The organism is Deinococcus phoenicis, from assembly GCF_000599865.1.
Lineage (GTDB): Bacteria > Deinococcota > Deinococci > Deinococcales > Deinococcaceae > Deinococcus > Deinococcus phoenicis.
On the sequence record NZ_JHAC01000067.1, the window covers coordinates 1 to 20,990 of the forward strand.

Annotated in this window: 18 protein-coding genes; 12 read left to right on the forward strand and 6 right to left on the reverse strand. The window is 65.0% G+C overall.

Annotated elements, in window-relative coordinates; all coding sequences use genetic code 11:
- Nucleotides 1–167 precede the first annotated feature (167 nt).
- The 5 genes from tgt to DEIPH_RS16005 all read left to right on the forward strand — a co-directional run bounded on the left by tgt (nucleotide 168) and on the right by DEIPH_RS16005 (nucleotide 8,549).
- Nucleotides 168–1,349 (forward strand): tRNA guanosine(34) transglycosylase Tgt, encoded by a 1,182-nt coding sequence (gene tgt, locus DEIPH_RS15985; protein WP_034360026.1) that lies wholly within the window; start codon nucleotides 168–170, stop codon nucleotides 1,347–1,349.
- A 392-nt stretch (nucleotides 1,350–1,741) separates the two neighbouring features.
- Nucleotides 1,742–4,591, forward strand: coding sequence for an S-layer homology domain-containing protein (locus tag DEIPH_RS15990; RefSeq protein WP_034360028.1), 2,850 nt, complete (start codon nucleotides 1,742–1,744; stop codon nucleotides 4,589–4,591).
- Nucleotides 4,592–4,655: 64 nt separating this feature from the next.
- Nucleotides 4,656–5,624 carry a manganese-dependent inorganic pyrophosphatase gene (locus DEIPH_RS15995; RefSeq protein WP_034360030.1) on the forward strand — a complete coding sequence of 323 codons (969 nt, stop codon included), beginning with the start codon at nucleotides 4,656–4,658 and terminating at the stop codon, nucleotides 5,622–5,624.
- 99 nt (nucleotides 5,625–5,723) lie between these two features.
- Entirely contained in the window at nucleotides 5,724–6,968 is a 1,245-nt protein-coding gene (locus DEIPH_RS16000; RefSeq protein ID WP_034360032.1) for a bifunctional folylpolyglutamate synthase/dihydrofolate synthase, read from the forward strand.
- 81 nt (nucleotides 6,969–7,049) lie between these two features.
- Nucleotides 7,050–8,549 (forward strand): carboxypeptidase M32, encoded by a 1,500-nt coding sequence (locus tag DEIPH_RS16005; RefSeq protein ID WP_034360034.1) that lies wholly within the window; start codon nucleotides 7,050–7,052, stop codon nucleotides 8,547–8,549.
- Between the two features lie 73 nt (nucleotides 8,550–8,622).
- On the opposite strand, the gene DEIPH_RS16010 is transcribed toward DEIPH_RS16005, so the two are convergent.
- Nucleotides 8,623–8,874: a hypothetical protein gene (locus tag DEIPH_RS16010; RefSeq protein WP_034360036.1), complete on the reverse strand. Its 252-nt coding sequence runs from the start codon at nucleotides 8,872–8,874 to the stop codon at nucleotides 8,623–8,625.
- 266 nt (nucleotides 8,875–9,140) lie between these two features.
- Between DEIPH_RS16010 and DEIPH_RS16015 the strand changes: the two genes are divergently transcribed.
- Nucleotides 9,141–9,530 (forward strand): helix-turn-helix domain-containing protein, encoded by a 390-nt coding sequence (locus DEIPH_RS16015; protein WP_034360038.1) that lies wholly within the window; start codon nucleotides 9,141–9,143, stop codon nucleotides 9,528–9,530.
- 63 nt (nucleotides 9,531–9,593) lie between these two features.
- Here DEIPH_RS16015 and DEIPH_RS16020 read toward each other — a convergent pair whose 3' ends face one another.
- The 5 genes from DEIPH_RS16020 to DEIPH_RS16040 form a co-directional block, all read right to left on the reverse strand.
- Entirely contained in the window at nucleotides 9,594–11,186 is a 1,593-nt protein-coding gene (locus tag DEIPH_RS16020) for a bactofilin family protein (protein WP_034360040.1), read from the reverse strand.
- 53 nt (nucleotides 11,187–11,239) lie between these two features.
- The gene (moaC, locus tag DEIPH_RS16025) at nucleotides 11,240–11,728 is read right to left on the reverse strand and encodes a cyclic pyranopterin monophosphate synthase MoaC (RefSeq protein ID WP_081790960.1); all 489 of its coding nucleotides are present in this window, start codon (nucleotides 11,726–11,728) and stop codon (nucleotides 11,240–11,242) included.
- A 2-nt stretch (nucleotides 11,729–11,730) separates the two neighbouring features.
- Complete coding sequence (locus tag DEIPH_RS16030) at nucleotides 11,731–12,333, reverse strand: DUF177 domain-containing protein (RefSeq protein WP_034360044.1); 603 nt, start codon at nucleotides 12,331–12,333, stop codon at nucleotides 11,731–11,733.
- A gap of 65 nt (nucleotides 12,334–12,398) precedes the next feature.
- Nucleotides 12,399–12,665: a redoxin family protein gene (locus DEIPH_RS20490; RefSeq protein ID WP_051517453.1), complete on the reverse strand. Its 267-nt coding sequence runs from the start codon at nucleotides 12,663–12,665 to the stop codon at nucleotides 12,399–12,401.
- Nucleotides 12,666–12,810: 145 nt separating this feature from the next.
- Complete coding sequence (locus DEIPH_RS16040; RefSeq protein ID WP_034360046.1) at nucleotides 12,811–13,869, reverse strand: glucose-1-phosphate thymidylyltransferase; 1,059 nt, start codon at nucleotides 13,867–13,869, stop codon at nucleotides 12,811–12,813.
- Between the two features lie 338 nt (nucleotides 13,870–14,207).
- Here DEIPH_RS16040 and DEIPH_RS16045 point away from each other — a divergent pair, with 338 nt between their 5' ends.
- From DEIPH_RS16045 to DEIPH_RS19985, 6 genes are all read left to right on the forward strand, one after another.
- Nucleotides 14,208–15,293, forward strand: coding sequence for a mannose-1-phosphate guanylyltransferase (locus DEIPH_RS16045; RefSeq protein ID WP_034360048.1), 1,086 nt, complete (start codon nucleotides 14,208–14,210; stop codon nucleotides 15,291–15,293).
- Nucleotides 15,290–16,957, forward strand: coding sequence for a polysaccharide biosynthesis tyrosine autokinase (locus DEIPH_RS16050; RefSeq protein WP_051517454.1), 1,668 nt, complete (start codon nucleotides 15,290–15,292; stop codon nucleotides 16,955–16,957). Before DEIPH_RS16045 ends, DEIPH_RS16050 begins: the two co-directional genes overlap by 4 nt.
- A 69-nt stretch (nucleotides 16,958–17,026) precedes the next feature.
- Nucleotides 17,027–18,409, forward strand: coding sequence for an undecaprenyl-phosphate galactose phosphotransferase WbaP (gene wbaP, locus DEIPH_RS16055; RefSeq protein WP_235183273.1), 1,383 nt, complete (start codon nucleotides 17,027–17,029; stop codon nucleotides 18,407–18,409).
- Nucleotides 18,410–18,480: 71 nt separating this feature from the next.
- Nucleotides 18,481–18,825 (forward strand): sugar phosphate nucleotidyltransferase, encoded by a 345-nt coding sequence (locus tag DEIPH_RS20890; protein WP_321163352.1) that lies wholly within the window; start codon nucleotides 18,481–18,483, stop codon nucleotides 18,823–18,825.
- 66 nt (nucleotides 18,826–18,891) lie between these two features.
- On the forward strand, nucleotides 18,892–19,281 hold the full coding sequence (locus DEIPH_RS16060; RefSeq protein WP_200868184.1) for an HAD family hydrolase: 390 nt from the start codon (nucleotides 18,892–18,894) through the stop codon (nucleotides 19,279–19,281).
- Nucleotides 19,274–20,986: a phosphotransferase gene (locus tag DEIPH_RS19985; RefSeq protein WP_161636081.1), complete on the forward strand. Its 1,713-nt coding sequence runs from the start codon at nucleotides 19,274–19,276 to the stop codon at nucleotides 20,984–20,986. The genes DEIPH_RS16060 and DEIPH_RS19985 overlap by 8 nt, the downstream gene beginning before the upstream one ends.
- Nucleotides 20,987–20,990 lie beyond the last annotated feature (4 nt).

A 20,990-nucleotide genomic window follows, 5' to 3' on the forward strand; every position in this document is an offset into this window, starting at 1 on the left:
TGTCGCGAGTTCGAATCTCGTCTCCCGCTCCACTTCCCCCCACCTTCTCAGAAGGTGGGGGCCTTTTACGTATGTCTTGCTTTCCACTCTTCAAAACAGCAATCTAAAAGCACTCGTTTGCAACTGGAGTCGCGGGCGGCCCCGGGCCGATCAGGCAGAATGCCAGGATGTTCGAGTTCGATATCCAATACCGGGATGGCCGTGCGCGGGTGGCCACATTTCAGACACCGCGCGGTCAGGTTCAGACACCGATGTTCATGCCTGTGGGAACCCAGGGGACAGTGAAGGGAATCAGTCCGCAGGAGCTGCTGGAGATAGGCTCACAGATGATCCTGGGCAACACCTACCACCTGATGTTGCGCCCTGGGGAAAAGCTGGTCGAGGCGCATGGGGGCCTTCCCGGCTTTACAGCCTATCCTGGCCCCTTTCTGACCGACTCCGGTGGCTTTCAGGTTATGAGCCTGGGCCACATGCGGAAAATCACTGAGGAGGGCGTGACCTTCAAGAGCCACCTTGATGGCAGCGCCGTCAACTTGACGCCTGAGCGGAGTATCGGCGTGCAGGAAGCTCTCGGGGCAGATGTCATCATGGCGTTCGACGAGTGTCCACCCTATCCAGCAGACCGGGAGTACATCCGCCGCAGCCTGGAGCGGACCATTCGCTGGTTGGAACGCTGCCAGGCCGTGAAGACCCGGGATGATCAGGCGCTCTTCGCCATTGTTCAGGGTGGTGTGCATCAAGACCTGCGGCAGCAGAGTCTCGATCTGACACTGCCGTTCGGGACGCCAGGTTTTGCCATCGGTGGCCTGGCCGTAGGTGAGTCGAAGGAAGAGATGTATCCGGCTGTGGCATTTACAGCCGCCCGGCTTCCTGAGAACAAGCCCCGTTACCTGATGGGGGTCGGCCATCCTGAGGACCTGGTTGCAGGGATTGCGCTGGGCGTAGATATGTTTGACTGTGTCTACCCAACGCGAACAGGTCGTTTTGGCTACGCCCTGACGGACGATGGACGGCTCAACATGAATTCGAGTGCGCCCCGCACGCAGTTGCAACCTCTTGATGACGAGTGCGATTGCTATGCCTGCCGCCATTATACCCGGGCCTATCTGGCGCACCTGATTCGTGCTGAGGAAATGCTGGCCCCCCGGATGTTGTCCCTGCATAACCTGCGTTACCTGCACCGGCTGGTCGAGCGTGCGCGCGGTGCTATCGCGCAGGGCACGTTCCAGACCTGGGCAGAAGACTGGGCGCGGCGGTATTTCCGTCAGGCGATTCCCGAGTGGTTCCGGATGGCTCTGACTGCCGGAGCCAGAGCGGAAACGGTCCTGACCAACTCTGTCTCAGGCTGAGATCAGGGGCCTGCAAAAGCGGAACGTCATCCTCCGGCTGGAGATTGTGGGGTAAGGCGTCCGGAAAAAAGCAGCATGTTTAAGCTACGCTGACTGTCGCCGGATCAGACTCGTCGTCTCCAGTGCCTTCTGGAGCCTCTTCACGTTTTAATCAGAAACGGGACGCAGGGACTGGATGAGACCTCTTTAACGACATCTCAGGGTTGACCCATGCTTCTTCACGCTTGTATCATCCGCTTGATCTGACCTTTCCGGAGCCATAGGCAGCGGGGGTCAGGTTGCGCGGAAGAACGCGGAAGGTGAACTGCTCCGGGAGAGGAAACTCGGCAACTCGCCCCACCGTCAACTCTAGTGCCGGAAGTGTTTCGGACGCGCGACGCTTTGGGGGTTTTATGAAGAAGAGCCTGTTCATTCTCACTGCCGCACTGTCCTTCGGCGTTGCTGCCGCACAGACGGCGGCCCCAGCGACTGCCGCCCCGGCGACGGCAGCTCCGGCGAGCGCGCCCCAGGTGCCCGCACTGACCGACGTTCCTGCCGGTCACTGGGCCAAGGACGCGATCGACCGTCTGGTCAGCAAGGGCATCATCCTGGGTTACCCGGACGGCACCTTCCGTGGCACGCAGAACCTGACCCGCTACGAGGCCGCCGTGATCATCGCGCGTCTCCTTGACCAGATGCGGACGGGCGATGTGGCTCCCGGCGCGCTGACCCAGGAAGACCTGACGGCGCTCCAGAACGCCATTCAGGAACTTGCCGCCGACCTGACGGCCCTGGGCGTGCGTGTCAGCGACCTCGAAGAGAACGCGGTCAACCGCGACGACTTCACCCGTCTGGAAGCGCGTGTCGAAGAACTCGCCGCAGCCAGCGGTGACGCGGCCGCCATCGCCGACCTCAAGGCCCAGATCGACGAGCTGACGGCCCGTGCCGACGACTATGACGCCCTGCGCGCCGACATCGACGACAACGCCAGCAGCATCGCCGCCCTGAACGACCTCACCGTGCTGCTCAACCAGGACATCCTGAACCTCCAGGACCGCGTGAGCGCCGTCGAGAGCGCCCAGGCCGACTTCGTGCAGCGCGCCGACTTCGACGCCCTCACCGGCCGCGTGACCGGCATTGATACCCGCGTGACCACCCTGGAGAAGGCGCCCAAGTTCAGCCTGACCGGCACGATCGATGCCCGCTATGGCCGCCTGGCCCTGATCGCCGGCACCACCAACTTCGACGTGGACCGCCTCACCCGCCAGACCTTCGCGGACGGCGTGTTCAGCACGGGCGTGAACTGCCCCACCGGCGTCTATGCGGCCTCCGGCAACGCCGTGAGCTGCACGGACACCAATGGCGGCGCCTACGTCCAGGACAGCTCCATCGTGTTCGGCGTCAAGGCCACCAACCTGACCACCGCCAACGGCCAGGTCACGGTGAACAACGCGGCGGTGAACTTCTCCACCAACAACTCCTTCAGCCTGGGCAACGACGTCTTCGTGAAGGTGGACAACGCCAGCGCCGACGGCACCATCGCCGGTCAGAAGTTCGACGTGCGTTACGAGTCGTACAACAGCAAGTTCAAGTTCAACGACTACCTGTTTGCGAACGACAACGATACCGAGAACGCTGTGTACCGCCGCGGCGTCGTGGCGAACATCACGGCCACCTCGCTGCCCCTTCAGCCCCAGATCACGGTCGTGGCCGGTACGGCAGCCACCAACACGGGCAAGCTGGACTCCAACACCGGTGGTCCTCAGGCCAACATCCTCGTGGGCAACTACTACGGTGTGCGTGCCAGCGTGAATCCCTACGGTCTGGGCACGGTGGGCCTGTCCTTCGCGCAGAACGACGGCAACCGCACCGCCTTCGGTGTGGACTACGACCTGGGCTTTGGCAGCAAGAATGCTGATGGTATGTCGCCCTTCACCCTGACGGGTGCCTACGTGGCCAGCATTCCCCAGACCCCCGGGAGCTTCGTGACCGGCGGCGGGACGTTCCAGAACGCCTTCAGCAGCCGTGACCAGGCGTTCTTCACCGAGGGCAAGGCTGACCTGGGTATCGTGAAGTTCGGCGCGAACTTCCGTGCTATCGATCCGGCCTACAACAACGGTGTTGCCGGCATGTCGGCCAACGACTCGGGTTACTACTATGGCGCGCAGGGCTACAAGTCCAGCATGCCCTACCTGCCTGACCAGGTCGGCTACGGTGCCGGAATCAGCACCAACCTCGGTCCGGTCGCCCTGGCGGCCTATGGCGACAGCTACGTGCCCTACCTCAACGGTGACCGCAACACCAGCTTTGGTGTGAGCGCCGGGGCCAAGCTCGCGGGCTTCAAGCTGGTCGGCTTCTACAACCGCTCCACGCTCAACAACGACCTGATCCATGCGGACCTGAACTTCGCTGGCCCCGGTGCGAGCGGCTTCTCTTACAACCTGACCAGCCCCTACATGGACATCGCGGATGTGCCCTTTGCGTGGTCCAGCACGTACGGCGCGGTCCTCAACCACGACGGTGCGGCCAGCAACGCGCTCGTCAAGGGCCTGAACTTCACGGTCGCAGACGCCTACTTCTACGGTGACCGCGTCAACGACTTCCAGGTCTACGGCAACTACAGCGGTACCTTCGCCGGTGTGAAGATCGAGCCGTTCGCGCGCTACCACCTGCTGACTGCGCCGAACGATGTGCTGGTCGACAACGGTGGCACGCCCAACGACGCCTCGGACGACACGGTGGTCACCCAGACCTACAACACCGTCAAGTACGGCGTGAAGCTCAGCACCCAGCCGCTGACGGCCGTTCCGCTCCAGCCCAGCGTGTTCGTGAACTTCGCCAACCGCATCAGCAACGTGGGCCGCAGCGTCCAGGTGCAGAACGGCACGACGACCGAGCTGTTCGGCCAGGCCGGGATCTCGCTGAACCAGTTCCTGGTGCCCAACATGAAGGCCAGCATCGGCTACGCCTACTACCAGGGCTTCAACTTGGGCAGCATCACGGCCAGCAGCGCCAGCGGTGCCTCGGCGACCTACGGTGCCGCTGCCGACCGCTTCTACCGCAGCCCGCTGGGCGGCGCGAGTGATCCCTACACGGGTGCCAGCTTCGGCACCCAGAGCGGGAAGCTCCAGGGCGTGTTCGCGCAGCTCAGCTGGAACGGCCTGTCGGCCAACTACGGCATCTTCCGCAACACCGACCTCGACACCCCCAGCGCCAGCAGCGTCGCGCAGGGCTTCAAGGTCAGCTACGTCTTCAAGTTCTAAACCGCTATGGTTTGTGGAGGCCCTTCGGGGCCTCTTTTTCTGTTTGGCAGATTAGAATCCCGTCATGCTGGCTGTTTTTGGACACACCAACCCCGATACCGATGCGATCACTTCTGCCCTGGTGTATGCGCGGCTGCTGACCCGCCAGGGCGTCCCCGCACAGGCCTACCGCCTGGGCAACCTGAATTTCGAGACGCCTTTCGTCTTGCGGGAAGCGGGCGTGGAAGCACCGCCCCTCCTGCCGGAGCTGGAGGCCGGAAGCCAGGTGGCCCTGGTCGACCACAACGAGAGCGCACAATCGGTGCCGAACCTCGCGGAGCTGGCCGTCGTGCGCGTGGTGGACCACCACAAGCTGGGCGACCTGACGACCATGCAGCCCGCTTTCCTGCGCTTCGAGCCGGTGGGCTGCACGTCGACCATCCTGCTCAAGCTGCACCGGGAGGCGAATCTGTCGGTCGAGCAGGTGGACGCGCGGCTGATGCTGAGCGCGATTCTGAGTGACACCCTGCACTTCCGCAGCCCGACGACGACACCGGACGACCGGGAAGCGGCCGCGTTCCTCGCTCCTGTTGCGGGCGTGGAGGATGTGGAAGCGTATGCGCTCGCCATGTTTGCGGCCAAAAGCGACCTGGGGGACACGCCCGCCGAGACGTTGTTGAAGATGGATTACAAGGTCTTTCCGTTCGGTGACCCGGCCCGTTCCCAGCTGGCGCAGGCCCGGGGCGTGCAGCACTGGGGGATCGGCGTGATCGAGACCACCAACCCCGGCTACGTCCTGGGCCGTCAGGCGGAGCTGCTGGCCGCGATGGATCAGGCGCGGGCGGCGGATGGCCTGAACGGCATCCTGCTGTCGGTCGTGGACATTCTCAACGAGACGAACGTGACCCTGGTGCTGTCGGCCACCGAAGAGAAGGTGCTGCGTGAGGCGTTCGGGGTGGAGACGGCGGGTGGGCGCGCCGAGCTGGGAAACCGGATCAGCCGCAAGAAGCAGATCGTGCCCGCGCTGGAGGCCTACTTCACCCCGGAAGCCTGAGCGTCCACAGATGCGGCGGAAGGCTGGGGAGAGTTTCCCCGGCCTTCTTTTCTGCGTTCCGGCCTCTGTGTTCCTGACGGCTGCGCCTATGCTGCGGCCATGACGGAACTGGATTGGTTGTTCGCGCGGCAACGTTTCGGGGTGCATCCGGGTCTGGGGCGGGTGCGGGCGCTCCTGGCTCGGCTGGCCGATCCCCAGGAGGCCTTCCAGACCGTTCTGGTGGGGGGGACCAACGGGAAGGGCAGCACGGCGGCGACGTTGGCCGGCATGTTGACGGCGGGCGCAGAACGCACCGGCCTCTTTACCAGTCCGCACCTGACCCGCTTCTCGGAGCGGTTTGTGGTGGACGGCCAGGAGGTGCCGGGGGAGAGGGTTCTGGATGCACTGCACCGGGTACGACCGCAGGCCGAGAGGGTGGAGGCTTCCTTCTTCGAGATCGTGACGGCGCTGGGCTGCCTGCTGTTCGCGGAGGCGGGTGTGACCACTGCCGTGATGGAAGTCGGGCTGGGGGGACGGCTGGACGCGACCAACGCCCTCGATCCGGCGCTGAGCGTCATCACGAACGTCGCGCTGGACCACACTGGGGTTCTGGGCGGGACGCGGGAGGCCATCGCGCAGGAGAAAGCAGGCATCCTGCGGGCGGGCCGTCCAGCCGTGACCGGGGTGTCGGCGGGTCTCCTCCCCCTGCTGGAGACGAGGGAAGCCGACCTGTGGGCACTGGGCCGTGAGGTGCAGCTGGAAGCCGCGCCGCTCGGCTGGGCCGGCTGGGATGTGCGGGTGCGGGTGCCGGGGACGGTCCTGCCCTTCCACACGCCGCTGCTGGGCGCCCACGGGGCACGCAACGCGGCGCTGGCTGCCGCTGCCGCCCACCGCCTGGGGGTGGGCCAGGCGGCGCTCCAGGCGGGGGCGGCGGGTGTGCGCTGGCCGGGACGGCTGGAAGTGTTGCCCTGGCGCGGGGGGCGCGTGCTGCTGGACGGCGCGCACAACCCCGACGGGGCCGGGGCGCTCGCGGAGGCGCTGCGCGGTCTGGGCGTGGAGCGCCTTCCCATTGTGTTCGGTGCGGCGGCCGACAAGGACGTGGCGGGGGTGGCCGGGGCGCTGCGTCCCGTCGCGTCGGAGGTGATCCTGACGCGCGCCCTCCTCAGTCCGCGTGCCGCCGATCCCGCCTCGCTCGCGCCTTATTTTGAGGGGCTGCCGGTAAGACTCGCGGACACGCCTGCCGCCGCCCTCGCGCTGCTGCCACCTGAGGGCCTCGCCGCCGTGTGCGGCAGCCTGTACCTGCTGGGAGAGGTGCGGCCCCTGCTGCTCGGGGAGGCGGCGGAGGGGCGGGAGCGCTGGCAGTAATTCCCGTTGCACCCGGGCGAGTGGTCTCTGGGCCGAATGACGTATTTCATTGCCCCCCTGGGGGGACGCTAGGCTGCGCGCATGAGCATGGACGAACTGAAGCGCCGCCTCGGACAGGTGAGCGATCTGGGGGCCGCTGCCGGGCTGATGTCCTGGGACCAGGAGACGCAGATGCCGGGGGAGGCGGCCCGCGTGCGCGGCCTCCAGATGGCGACGCTGGAGGGCCTGGCCCACGAGCTGTTCACGGCGGCGCAGACCGCCGAACTGCTGGAGGCCGCCGGCGAGGCCGAAAGCGAAACGGACGCCGCGATTCTGCGCGTGACGCGCCGGGACCACGCCAAGGCCACCCGCCTCCCGACCGGGTTCGTGGAGGAGGCCGCCCGCGCCCGCAACGAGGCCCACCATGCCTGGCTGGAGGCCCGCCAGCACAGCGACTTCGCCACGTTTGCCCCGCATCTGGAGAAGATGATGGACCTGGCGCGGCGGCAGGCCGATCTGCTGGGGTACGAGGAGCATCCCTACGACGCGCTGCTGGACGAGTACGAGCCGGGCATGCGTGCCTCGCAGGTCAAATCCGTGTTCGCCGACCTGCGGGACCGGACGCTGCCGCTGCTGCGCCGCATCGTGGCCGCCGGGGACGCCGCCGATTACGGGGTGCTGACCCGGAGCTTCCCGCCGGAAGCGCAGAAGGCCTTCGCCTGGCGCGTGGCGGGAGAGGCGTTCGGCCTGAAGCCCGAGTTCGCGCGGCAGGACGAGAGCGCCCACCCCTTCCAGACCAACTTCAGCCGCAGCGACCTGCGCATCACGACGCGGGTGGAGGAGTACTGGCCCGCCTGTCTGTTCGGCACCTGGCACGAGACCGGCCACGCCATGTATGAGCGCGGTGTCGCGCCCCGCTGGGAGCGCACGCCCGTCTCGCGCGGCGCGAGCCTGGGGGTACACGAGAGCCAGTCGCGCATGTTCGAGAATCTGCTGGCCCGCTCCTTGCCCTTCTGGGAACGGTATTTCCCGCAACTCGCGGAGGTCGCGCCGCAGGTCGCGGCGGGCCTGGATGCGCCCGGTCTCTACCGCGCCGTCAACCGCGTCAACCCCAGCCTGATCCGGGTGGAGGCCGACGAGGTCACCTACAACTTCCACGTGATGCTGCGCTTCGAGCTGGAACTCGCCCTGCTGGAGGGGAGCCTGAAGGTTCACGACCTGCCCGAGGCGTGGAACGCGAAGATGCAGGCGTACCTGGGCCTGACGCCCCCGAACGACGCGCAGGGCGTCTTGCAGGACATCCACTGGTCGGCGGGGCTGATCGGGTACTTTCCGACCTATACCCTGGGCAACCTGCTGAGTGTGCAACTGCTGGAGGCAGCCCGGAAGGACGCGGGGATCGCCGCTGGCGTGGAACGCGCCGAATATGGCCCCCTGCTGGCCTGGCTGGTCGAGCATGTCCACCAGTACGGGCGCAGCCTGACGCCCACCCAGATCACCGAGCGGGCCACCGGCCGCCCCCTGACCGCCGATCCCTACGTGGCTTATCTGCACGGGAAGTATGAGGGGATTTACGGGCTGACTTCCGAGAACAGCGCGTAGGAGGCCAAAAGCCAGGGCAGAGGCCTTTTCCCGGCGCTCTGCCCTCTTTGCCCGCTGTTCCCGGCCGCTGCGGTTAGACCGCCTGCTTCCGCTCTGCCTGGGTAATCAGGTAGGCGCGGGCGGCCCCGAGCCAGGTCTGGGCCAGGGCGCTGTGGGGGTGCTGGCGGTCGCGCAACGCGCTCAGGCCTACGCTGAGATGCCGCTCGATGCGGCGGACGGCGCCCATGCCCCCCTCGTTCTCGGCCTCGATCAGGGTATTCAGAACGGTGGTGGGATGTACGGAGCCGGTGCGGATGCTCTCAGCGATGATGTCCAGTGCGCGCATGGCTGGCCCTCCTGCGGGCGGAAGATGAAAAACGACGTGATCGGGATCAACCGTTGCTTTGAGGACGAGAGTAGCAGAGTCTCTTGGGGGTAGCAAGAAGAGCAAGGCTTTATTCTGTATTGACCGTACCGGGGGGTGGTGTTACACTCCGATCAAGGGTGGCGGATTCTGCCGAGAGGCAAGCGCATCCCCAGGCGGCACGCACGCCCCGGCCCGGAAAACGGGCAGGAACGGGTGAGGTGACGCCGCAGCCAAGGAGGTGAAACATGAAACTGCACGAACGACTCCGCGAACTGCGCAGTGAACGCGGGCTGCGGCTCAAGGACGTGGCGGAAACCGCCGGGATCAGCGTTCCGTATCTCAGCGACCTGGAACGTGGGCGCACCAACCCCAGCCTGGAGACCCTCCAGACGCTGGCGGGGGCCTACACCATCACGGTTCACGACCTGCTCGAGGGCGTCGAGTTCTATGGTGATTCCACCGAAGGCGCGCTCCCCAGGGGGCTGGCCGATCTGGTGGCCGACCCCACGCTCGGCGGACAGATCACGCCCGACTGGGTGCGGACCCTGTCGCGCATCGAGCTGCGCGGCAAGCGCCCGCGCGACAAGCAGGACTGGTACGAGATCTACCTGCACCTCAAGCGCATCCTGGGCTGAGCGCTTTTCAATCACGGCGGGCCGGAACATGCAGTCTCCGGCCCGCCGTCCTCCTGTCCCGCCTTACGGCGGGGTCACGCTCTGCTCTTCCCGCCCGGTCCGGGTCAGCAGCAGGGTGCCCGTTCCCCAGGCCCCACCCACCAGCGCGCAGGTCAGAGCCAGCGGGGGCACGCTCAGGCTCGCGGCGACGGCCCCCAGCCCGAGCAGGGCGCCCACGGCGTCCGGGACGGGCAGCCGCAGGCGGTAGGCCAGGGCGCGGCCCACATCATAGGCACTGACACTCAGGCCGGTGGCGACCAGCAGCAGCGCGAAGGCGCAGGCCAGCAGGGCGGGCACCAGCAGCCCCGCCAGCGCCAGCGCCAGCGCCGGACCGATCAGAACGGCCAGCGCCAGCACGCCCAGCGCGAGGGTGCGCAGCGGGGCGTGCCGCTGCCGCCGCGCGAGCATCGGGGCGGCCCCGGCCACGAACAGCAGCAGCAGCATGCCGCCCGTCAGCACGACAAACACCCGGCTCCAGGCCGCGCCGCCCAGCCACCCCAGCAGGGGCCGGAAGGCCGAGGCGGTCGCCAGGCTCAGGCCCGCCGGGGGCGCGGTCTGGAGGGCCGTCACGTCGCCGGGCGCATGGCCCAGCAGGGTATTGACACGCCCCGTGACGCTGGCGTGGGGATCGCGCCGCACGTCGCCGAACAGCGTGATGACCTCACCCTGCACCCGCGCGTCTGGGGCCAGGGTGACGTTGCCACCGACGGCGATCACGTTGCCCGCCACCTGGCCATGAACGGTCACGTCCTGACCCACCGTGATCCCGCTGCGCCCGAAGGCCTCATAGAGGGGGGGCAGCGTCAGGACAGCGGACAGCGCGAAGGCGCCCGCCCCGACCCGCTGCATTGCCGGGGTGGGCCGCCAGGCGATCAGGAAACTCACGGTCAGCAGCAGCACCAGCCCGATGCCCGCCAGGGGTGAGACCTGCGCCACCAGCGTCTGCAAGACGGTCGCCCCCGCCGCCAGGTTGGGCCACGCACTCGTGACCCCCAGCAGCGTCAGGCCGGTCAGCAGCCCCGCCACCAGCAGCAGGGGCGCGGGATTGTGCCGGGGCGCAGGGGGGAGGGCCGGCGGAACACCCCCCGACTCCCGCGCGATCCGGGCGGCTAGTGGCCCCGCCAGCGGAGCCGGGAGAGGAGGGGCAGGCTGCTCCAGCCGCGCGGCCCAGCCCACTTCAGACGCCACGGTGGCGGCGAGGCTGCGCGGCAGGACGGGGGGGGACCCCAGCCAGGCAGACGCCCTCACCTCTCCCGCCACGTCTGCCGCCACGCTGCGGGGCAGGGGGGGAACAGCCGCCCGGGTCAGCTGCCGGTTCACCCCCACCGCCGAGGCGACCTGTGCCGCCACCGGGGAAGGGAGGGGGGGAGGCGTCAGGGCCGCCAGGCGAGCACCCCACGCGATCTCCGTGGCGGCCTCTTCTGCCAGGCTGCGGGGCAAGGCAGGGGGCGGCAGTGCGGCGAGAGACGCCGCTGCGTGGGCCAGTTGCTGCCGCGCCTGCGTAAAGGCGGGGTCCTGCTCCAGCGCCGCCAGCTGCGCCCGCTCGGCCGCGGTGAGGTCACCGTCTGCCTCGCGGTGCAGCAGATTCAGCCAGGATTCACCCCACTTCGCGCCCATACGTTCCTTCTACGTTAAAGGGAGTCGGAAAGTTCCCGGCCCAGCCCTGGGGCCTAGCCGCCCTGTGCGGCGTAATCGCCGCTCTTGCCGCCCGTTTTGGCGAGCAGGCGGATGCCGGTGATCTCGATGGCCTTGCTCGCCGCCTTGAGCATGTCGTACACGTTCAGCGCGGCCACCGTCACGGCGCTCAGGGCTTCCATCTCCACCCCCGTCGGGGCCGTGGTCCGCACGGTCGCCACGATCCGCACGCCCGCGTCCTCCAGGGTGACCTGAACATCGGCCCCGGTCACCGGAATCGGGTGACACAGCAGAATCAGGTCGGCCGTGCGCTTGCTGCCCGCCAGACCCGCCAGCCGGGCGACGGTCAGCGGGTCCCCCTTGGGGTTGGTCCCCGCCTCCAGCGCCGCCCGGGCCTCCGCCGGAAGCCGCACCCAGCCCTCGGCGGTCGCCGTGCGGACCGTCGGCACTTTGCCGGTTACGTCCACCATGCGGGGCAGGCCGTCCCGGAAGTGGGTCAGCGCGGGGGGCGTCGTTTCCGCCACCCTCAGTCCTCCGGAAGCTTCAGGTCACGCAGCCCCGCGAAGGGGTTCTGCTTGGCGTGGACAGTGCCCCCCGGCGTACCGAGTTCGTCGTCGATCTCCTCGACCGGCACCTGGGCCATGTGTTCGCACGGTCCCTCGTTCAGGTCGTGACCGCAGACCTGGCACAGGCCCTGGCAGTCGGGCGCGTGCAGCACGCTCAGCGGGGCGGCCAGCAGCGTGGTTTCGGCCAGGTAGTCGCTCAGGTCCAGGTCCGGGTCACCGAAAACCAGCACTTCCTCGCCCGTCTCGGCTTCCTCCAGATAGGGCGTGTTCACCGACGGCTCGTAGCGCATCAGGGTGCCCAGCGTCAGGTCCAGGGGCACCTCCACGTCCCGCAGGCAGCGGGCGCAGTCGAGGATCAAGGTCGGCTCGAAGCTCCCCTGGAGATACATCTCGTTGCCCCCCAGGGCATTGACGGCGACTTCAAAGGGGGCGGGGCGGGCAAAGCGCAGCGTCTGCCGGGTGCCGCCCTGTTCGTAGGTGAGGTGGTCGAGTTCGCCCTCTGCCTGCGCGTCCGAGGACGTCCGCAGCAGCGAACCCAGATGAATACGGGGCGTATCGGTCATCTGCCCATGATAGGCCCCCACGCTTCCGGGGACCGGGCAACAGCGCACGGTCAGGCCAGGTTTCGTCAGGCCGAATGGGCCGCCAGCCAGGCCAGGACCTCCGCCGCATTGCGGTCAGGCGGAAACACCGGGTAAAAGACGTGTTCGACCACGCCGCCGCGCAGGATCAGGGTGACGCGCCGCAGCAGGGTCTGTCTCTCCATCTCGAAGGTCGGGAGGCGGAGCGCCCCCGCCAGCCGCAGCCCGGCATCCGACAGCAGCGGGAAGGGGAGGTGCAGCCGTTCGGCGGCCTCCTGCTGGGCGGCCGTGTCCTGCGTACTCAGGCCGAACACCCGCGCGCGCCGTCCTCAGCGAGGTCCACCGCTTCGCCCGCCGTGCTCGGAAGTGGGAGCGGAGGCAGCCTCAGCCCCCGCAGGTGCGCGCAGGCCCCGTCGTCGCCCGGGACAGGGAGGTCAGGCGGGAGGGAGGTGAACTCGGTCATGCCAGTTCGACCACGCTGGCGTCCGAGAGGGTGAGCTTGTGGGTGCGCGGCACCTTGCGCCCGCCGCGCACCTGGGCACGCACGCCGATCAGGCAGTCCTGGAGCCGGGTATTCAGATTCTCGATGCACGCCTCGGCGTCCACGACGCTGTGTTCCACCTCGGCGTGCCGGACCACACTGTCGCGGCCAATGCTGGTGAATGGCCCGATATAAGCGTCCTCGATCACCACGCCCTCGCCCAGCAGCACCGGCCCCACGATCTTGCTGCGAACCACCTGCGCCGACGCGGGAATGATGACCCGGCCCGTGATCTGCGACTCGCCGATCTCCCCCTGCACGTCCGCGTCGATCTGTTCCAGGAGCAGGCGGTTGGCGTCGAGCAGATCGCTGGGCCGGCCCGTATCCTTCCACCAGCCGCAGACCCGTTGCCCCAGCACTGTCCGGCCCCGCTCGATCAGGCCCTGAATCGCGTCGGTGATCTCGTACTCGCCGCGTGCCGAGGGCGGCATGCCCTCCAGTACGCCGAACACCTCGGGGGTGAAGCAGTACAGGCCCGCCACCGCGAGGTTGCTGGGGGGCACTTTGGGTTTCTCGACCAGGCGCGTGATGCGCTCGCCGTCCAGCTCCGCCACGCCAAAAGCGGTGGGGTCCGGTACCTCGACCAGGGCGATCACGGCGGCGGGGCGCTCGCGGCCAAAGCGCTCGATAAAGGGAGAGACGCCATGCTCGAACAGGTTGTCCCCCAGATACACGCAGAAGTCGTCCTGCCCGGCCCAGTCCCGCGCCGTCAGGACCGCGTGGCCCAGCCCGAGCTGCTCATGCTGGTTGATCAGGGTGACCTGGGCCTCGGGCACCTGCTCCAGCGTGTGGGCGATTTCATCCCGCGTCGCGTCCGACACGATGATGGCCACCTCGCTGATCCCGGCGGCCAGCAGGGTCCTGAGGGCGTGAACGATGATGGGGGCGCCCGCGACCGGGAGAACCGGCTTTGGACGGGTATAGGTCAGGGGACGCAGGCGGGTGCCCAGACCTGCGGCGGGGATGATGGCTTTCATTGGGCGTATTCTAGGAACATTCCACAGCTCATAAAGTTGAACGCCCTTTACCGAGAGGCCCAGGACCGAGAGGCCCAGTACCGAGAGTTTCAGGTCGCCGGTCGGCAGGATGCTCGGGAGGCCAGCCGGAGGCGCCCGGCCAGCGGTGGGCTTTCCCGAAGGACGACCGCCCCCAGCCTGCTCACACCGAGAGGGTAAACTGAGAACGCGAGGAGGGAATCTTTCCCCCTTACCACTGGAGTTTTCATGGTTCAGCAATCATCAATGCAGGTGGGCGGCGTGCCCCACCCCGTCGGCGGGAACCTGCGGCACAAGGCTGCCCGGGCCGGGGTGCAGGCGTGAGTGCTCCTCCCCTGATCCCCGTGATCCTGGCGGGAGGCAGCGGCGAGCGCTTCTGGCCGCTGTCGCGCAAACACCGGCCCAAGCAGTTCCTGGCCCTGGATGAAACCGGGCGAAGCCTCCTACAGGCCACCAACGACCGCTTGGCCCACCTCAGCGGCGGTGCCGAACACGTCATGGTCGTGACGGGCGGCGAGTACCGCGTGCAGGTGCTGGAGCAGCTCCCGGAAATGCCGGTCGAGAACCTGATCGTCGAACCGGTGGCGCGGGACACGGCCCCCGCCGTCCTGTATGCGGCGCTGCGGGTGGCCCAGGATGCCCCGGACGCCGTGATGGGCGTCTTTCCCGCCGACCACCGCATCACGGCCCCAGACGCCTTCGCTGCGGTGGTGCGCCGCGCCGCCAGGCTGGCCGCCAGCACGGACTGTCTGGTCACCCTCGGCGTGACGCCGACCTTTCCCGCCACCGGCTACGGCTACATCCAGCGGGGCGAGCGGTTGCCGGGCACCGACCTTCCCGCCTTTCAGGTGGCCCGCTTCACTGAGAAGCCCGACGCCGAGACGGCGCAGGCCTTTCTGGACGATGGCGGCTACAGTTGGAACAGCGGGATGTTCCTCTGGCGGGTGGAGGCGATCCTGGACGCTTTCCGGCAGTACCAGCCGGAGATGTACGCGCGGCTCTCGGGGGCCGTCCGGCAGGGCCGCGCCCCGGGAGGCGTCCGGGACGTCTTCCCCGGCCTCCAGAAGATCAGCATCGACTACGCCATTCTGGAAAAGTCCGACCGGGTGGCCGTGATCCCGGCGGAATTCGGCTGGGACGACCTGGGCGACTGGAATGCCCTGGAACGCCTGCTGAAGGGGGAAGGGCAAAACGTCTCGGTGGGCCGGCATATCGGCCTCGACACCGACGGAGCCATCCTGTATACCACCCGGGGAGATGACCTGATCGCCACCATTGGCCTGGAAGACGTGGTGATCGTCCGCACCGACGAGGTGACCCTGGTGGTCCGCAAGGACCGCACGCAGGACATCAAAAAAGTCGTTCAGCAACTCAAGGCCCACCCAGAACTGGAGCGCTTCGCGTGACCTCATACCGTCAGCAGGACCACCTCTCGCCCGATCTTCCCGGCCAGGACACGGACACTGAAATCGATCTGCGTACCCTCTGGCAGGGGGTGCGGCAACGTCTGCCCGCCATTGTTCTGGTCGCGGCCTTGCTGGCCGGGGCCGTCTATGTCTGGTCCAGGTTTCAACCCGCTGTCTACGAGGCCACGGGGAGCCTGCTGACCTCCAGCAGCCAGAGTCAGATCGGTGTGGTGGGCGGCTCGGTCATTTCTCCCTTGCCACCCGGGACCGTGGCCGAGGTCGTGGCAAGCCCGCTGATTCTGCGGCCGTTGATTCAGGCTGTCAGGGAAACCCCCACCATTGCGCCTGCGGAACGGCAACGGCTGGTGGGGCAGCTGACGCGTGAACTGCTGACCCAAAGGCCGGAAGACACCAAGAGCCAGCGGAGCCAGACAGTCACGGTCACGGCGGACCAGGGAGGTGGAGAGAACAGCCTCTATCAGGTGCGTGCCCGCGCGCAGACGCCCCAGGCCGCGCAGGTTCTCGTCAACCTGACCAGTGAGCTGCTCGTGAACTGGGATGCCGAGCGCACCCTCCGGGACGTGCGGCTGGCCCGCGAGAATTTCACCTTGCAGCTGGCGCAGACAGACCGCCGTCTGGCTCTGCCTGGGTTGTCGGTGGTGGAACGGCAGACGCTGCTCTACCGCCGCGCCACCATGCAGGACAACCTCGCGCAGCTCAGTTTTCTGGAGCAGTCCCGGCCCGGCGTCCTGAAGCCCCTGACCGGCGCGGTCGAGCCACTCCGGCCGGTGACGCCTTCGCCGCTGCGGAACAGCGTGTTGGCCGGCCTGCTGGCGCTGTTGCTGGGGACAGGCGTGGCGGCCCTTCTGACGGCGCTGGACCGCCGCGTCCGGACCGAGGCGGACCTGCTGGCTCTGCATCTTCCCGTGCTAGGGGTGCTGCCGCCTGTGCGCGCACCGGGGGGAATTGCTCTGGGGCGGGTGGAGGCGTTGGGCTTCCTGCGCGTCAACCTCCAGGCCATGTTGCAGAAGCCGCGTCCTATCCTGATGGTTGCCGGCACGGCTGCGGGCGAGGGCGCGAGTAGCCTGACGGCGGCCCTGGCCCGCAGCCTGGCGAGCAGCGGGCAACAGGTGCTGATTCTCGACGCAGACCTGCGGGGCGGCCGGCAGCAGGATCTCTGGGACACGGGCACCGGTGGACAGCCCTGGCACCCGCTCTGCGGCAAAGACGGGGCACGCAGCTTGCAGGAAGCCTTGCACACGCCCGTCAACGTGCAGGTGTTGCAGGTTGCCCCCAACATCGACCTGTTGCCCGCCGGTGGTGTCCCCCAGAGCGGCCTGGAACTGCTGAGCCGCCCTGACCTGGGCGAGTGGCTGCGCCGCTGGAGCCAGGGGTATGACGTGGTGCTGATCGACAGTCCGCCCCTGCTGGTCTTTGCCGACGGGCTGATGCTGGGGCAGCAGGTGGACGGTGTCCTGCTGGTGGCCGAGGCGGGCCGAACACCCCTCCCCGATCTGCGCCAGGTGCTGCGCCGTATGGGGGTGGCCGGCGTGCCTGTCCTGGGGTTCGTGCTGAACAAGGCGGGGAGGGCGATTCGGGGGCCTCGCTTCTCCGGTGCTCCTCTTTCTGCCCAGCCCGTCCCGCCCCTCAAGGAAGTGCACTGACGTATGGGCCTGCGCCTGTTGACGGGTCTTTCCCCCGCCCGGTCAGGGGCAGGCATCCGGGCGGTTCCAGTGCGCTTTTCTGGCCTGCCCCAGTCGCTGGCGCTGCTGCTGGGCGACGTCCTCAGCGCGCTGGTGGCACACCTGCTCGCTTCCTCCCTGCTGACGGCCCTGGGGCGGCCCCCGATCACGCTGGAGTCCACCCTGATCTGGCTGGCGCTCTGGCTGCTGTGGCGGGCCTATCAGGGGCTTTACCCCGGCTACGGGCGCTCGCCGCAAACTGAACTGCGCCTGCATACTGTGGGAACCGTTCAGGTGGCCGTGGCCCAGCTCGCGGCGGCGTTTGCCGTTCACCGCTTTACCCTCAGTGTTCTGGGCGTAGTGATCGAGTGGAGTCTGATCCTGATGCTGTCTTTGTTGACGCGCTACGCAGTACGCGCGCTGCTGATTCACCTGGGGCAGTATGGGCGTGCCATCAGTGTGATCGGGGCCGGCAGGACGGCGGCCCTCACCATTGCCCACCTGCGGGATCATCCCGCCTACGGCCTGAAGCCGGTGGTCGCCTATGACGATAATCCGCTGCTGCACGGAACTTCCCTGCAGGGCGTTCCGGTGGTCGGCTCTATCGACTTGGCGCTGACGAATCCTAGGACCGAACAGGCCCTGATATCCATTCCGGGGGCCAGGGCCGAGACGCAGCAGCGGCTGGTCAACAGCATTTATGCGGCGTTCCCGATCACCTGGGTCGTGCCGGACCTGTTCGGCGTGCCCAACCAGGCGTTGCAGCCACACAACATCGGGATTGTGGCCAGTCTGGAAGTGAAGAACAATCTCAGGAGCGTGCGGACGCGGGCCATCAAGCGCACGTCGGACTTTGTCCTGAGTCTCCTGGGGTTGCTGGTAATCGCGCCCTTCCTGCTGGTGATCGCCGTTCTGATCCGAATGGACAGTCCCGGCCCAGTCCTGTACAAGGCCCCCCGCCTTGGCAGGAATCTGTCGCCGTTCAGCTGCTACAAGTTCCGCAGCATGTATCAGGATGCCGAGGAGCGGCTCCAGCACATCCTGTCCGCCGACCCGCACCTGCGTGCAGAATACGAGACGTACCATAAACTCAAAGACGACCCCCGGGTCACCCGGATCGGCGGCGTGTTGCGCAGGTTCAGCCTTGACGAGCTGCCACAGATCCTTAATGTCTTGCAGGGCGACATGAGCCTGGTGGGTCCCCGCCCCTACCTGCCGCGCGAGCAGCGAAAGATGGGGACCATGACCGGCTTCATCGCCCAGGTCCGGCCCGGTATGACCGGGTACTGGCAGGTTTCGGGGCGCAACTCCAGCACCTTCGAGGAGCGGCTCGACATGGACCGCTTCTACATTACAAACTGGACACCCTGGCTCGATCTGGTGATTCTGCTTCAAACGGTCCGGGTGGTTCTGCTGGGTAAGGGAGCCTACTAGCATGGAATCCCGGCCGCCCTGCATTCCTCTACATTCATGAATCTCCCAGCCACAAATGGCAATGGAAGGATGTGGTCTTGAGAGCAATTATCCTGGCAGGAGGCCTGGGCACACGCCTCTCTGAAGAAACCAACGTACGACCCAAACCACTGGTTGAAATCGGTGGAAAGCCGATCCTCTGGCACATCATGAATCTCTACGCTAACGGAGGCGTGAATGAGTTCATTCCCGCGTCGGGCCACACGGGTGAGGCCATCAAGGAGTATTTCCTTGGCTTCCATGCTCTAAACGACATTGCCGTTGACCTTTGTAATGGCACAAGCACTGTGCATGACAGCTGGCAATTCGACTGGAAGGTTATATCTAGTGGGAACTGTAAGCAGAGTGCTTGTACGGAAAGATACTTACTAAAGTGATTGAACCTCTCATGCTTAGTAGTTTAATATTAATGGCTGTCCTATGTTCCCGATTAAGGAGTAAAAATGATCAATTCGGAGCGCAGTATTGTCATGGATATCGATGGAACGTTGTGTCCTATAAAGAGAAAGGATCAGAGCTACGAGGATTTGGTACCTATTCCAGAAGTTGTAGAGACTTTAATAAGCTATAAGATGCAGGGATTCTACATCATCTTGCATACAGCCAGGAATATGCGAACACATAATGGGAATATGGGCCTCATTATGGCGAATACGGCCAAGCAGCTTCTGGCATGGCTAGATAAGCATCAAGTTCCCTATGACGAAATTTTCTTCGGCAAGCCATGGCCAGGCCGGGGGGGCTTTTATGTCGATGATAAAACGATCCGCCCGGATGAATTCCTCACCAAGAGCTATGAAGAAATCTTGGAACTCATCTCCAAAGATGATTGATACGTTGGTTGTTATTCCTACTGCCAAGATTATACCAACAGAACTAAAGGCGGAGTTTGGGCCGTTGCCTTCAGCGATGATACCGCTTAACAATGAACCGGCCCTGTACTATATTTTTCGAAATTATGATCTTCCGGACGTCGAATTCGGTATTGTGGTTGGGGAACAGCAGGAAAGTATTCGCAGCTATCTTTCTCATTTCTCTCGCCCGGCGACCATTTACGAGATCGATCGCTCACAAAATATTGGCGAAACAGTTCTGGCTGCACTTACGCCATCCCAAAAGAATATTAAGCACTTGGTCGTTAACTTCGGAGATACCCTGGTGCAAAGGGAGTTGTTGTATCAGGATGTGGTGGTCTATGCGCGCAAGCGCGAATCTTTCCGTTGGACCACGTTTGATTTTACGGACAGTGGCTTGCTGGGGGAAATTAGCGATAAGCAGACAGACAAGGGATTTAGAGAAGAGAACAACGTATTTGTGGGGGTATTTGAGATAGCACAGCCGGATCTGTTGATCGGTATCCTTCATAGGCATGTGGCTGGGTCTTCCTCTGAGAATGGGCTTGATCCCTTCTACACGGCGCTCCGTGAGTATCTGGCCCGTCGCAAGCTTTTAGGGGAGTTGGCTACTTTTGAGGAAACTTCTTGCTGGAACGACTTTGGTCACCTGGATACCTACTATGATACCAGACGTGTTCTCTCAAGTGGTGCGCGTGAGTTTAACACGGTTGATGTTGATGCGCGTCGCGGAACGATAGAGAAGCGGAGCCGTCATACCCAGAAGCTGCGCAATGAGATACGGTGGTATCTAGATATTCCTGAGCCGCTCAAAAATTTTTCACCGCGTTTATACGATTATAGTCTGGATGATAAGTCGCCATCTGTAATTATGGAATATTACGGCTATCCGCCCCTCAATGATGTGTACTTGCACGGCGCGTATGGCTTGGGGGAATGGGAGATTATTTTAGGGGCCGTCGAACTATTCCTTGGAGAGGCTCATAAATTTACCCTCCAGACTAATGATGACGGAGTTTTGAAATCATCGCTGGTAGATATGTATGAGAGCAAAACCTTTGATCGGCTTGATGAGGTTTTGAGGGATTCCCGATTTGATTATTTCTGTGATCAGCCAATTATTAATGGGCATCCGGTATTAAATCTAAATCAGTTTACGGCCTCCTTTCGTCAGGTGGCTCAGTATCATAGACTTTACGAGGTATCCCGCTTTACTGTGTTGCACGGCGATCTGTGTCTAAGCAATATCCTCTTTGACCGGCGTAACGCCACTGTGAGGGTGATCGATCCAAGAGGAGATTTTGGTGGTTTAGGTGTTTACGGCGATCCTCGCTATGACTTGGCGAAGCTCTCTCATAGTATCCATGGAGATTACGACTTCTACGTGAACGGTCTGTTCGATTTTTCGCATTCCTCCAGCGGTTTTGAGTTTTCCCCACATTTGACTGAGCGGCACCAGGCCACCAAGCGATTGTTCGAGCGCTGGTTGGATGTGCGTTGGCCTGAGCAGCGGCAGCAAATTCGTTTAATCGAAAGTCTGCTGTTTTTGAGTATGGTGCCACTCCACGCCGACCGTTTCGAGTCACAATTGGCTTTTCTAGCGCGTGGACTGGAGCTTTACACGGAGCTGGCAATCAGTGCAGGAGCCGCCACCGTGGAGAACGAAGAGGTCCGTCTTGTTTAGGTCG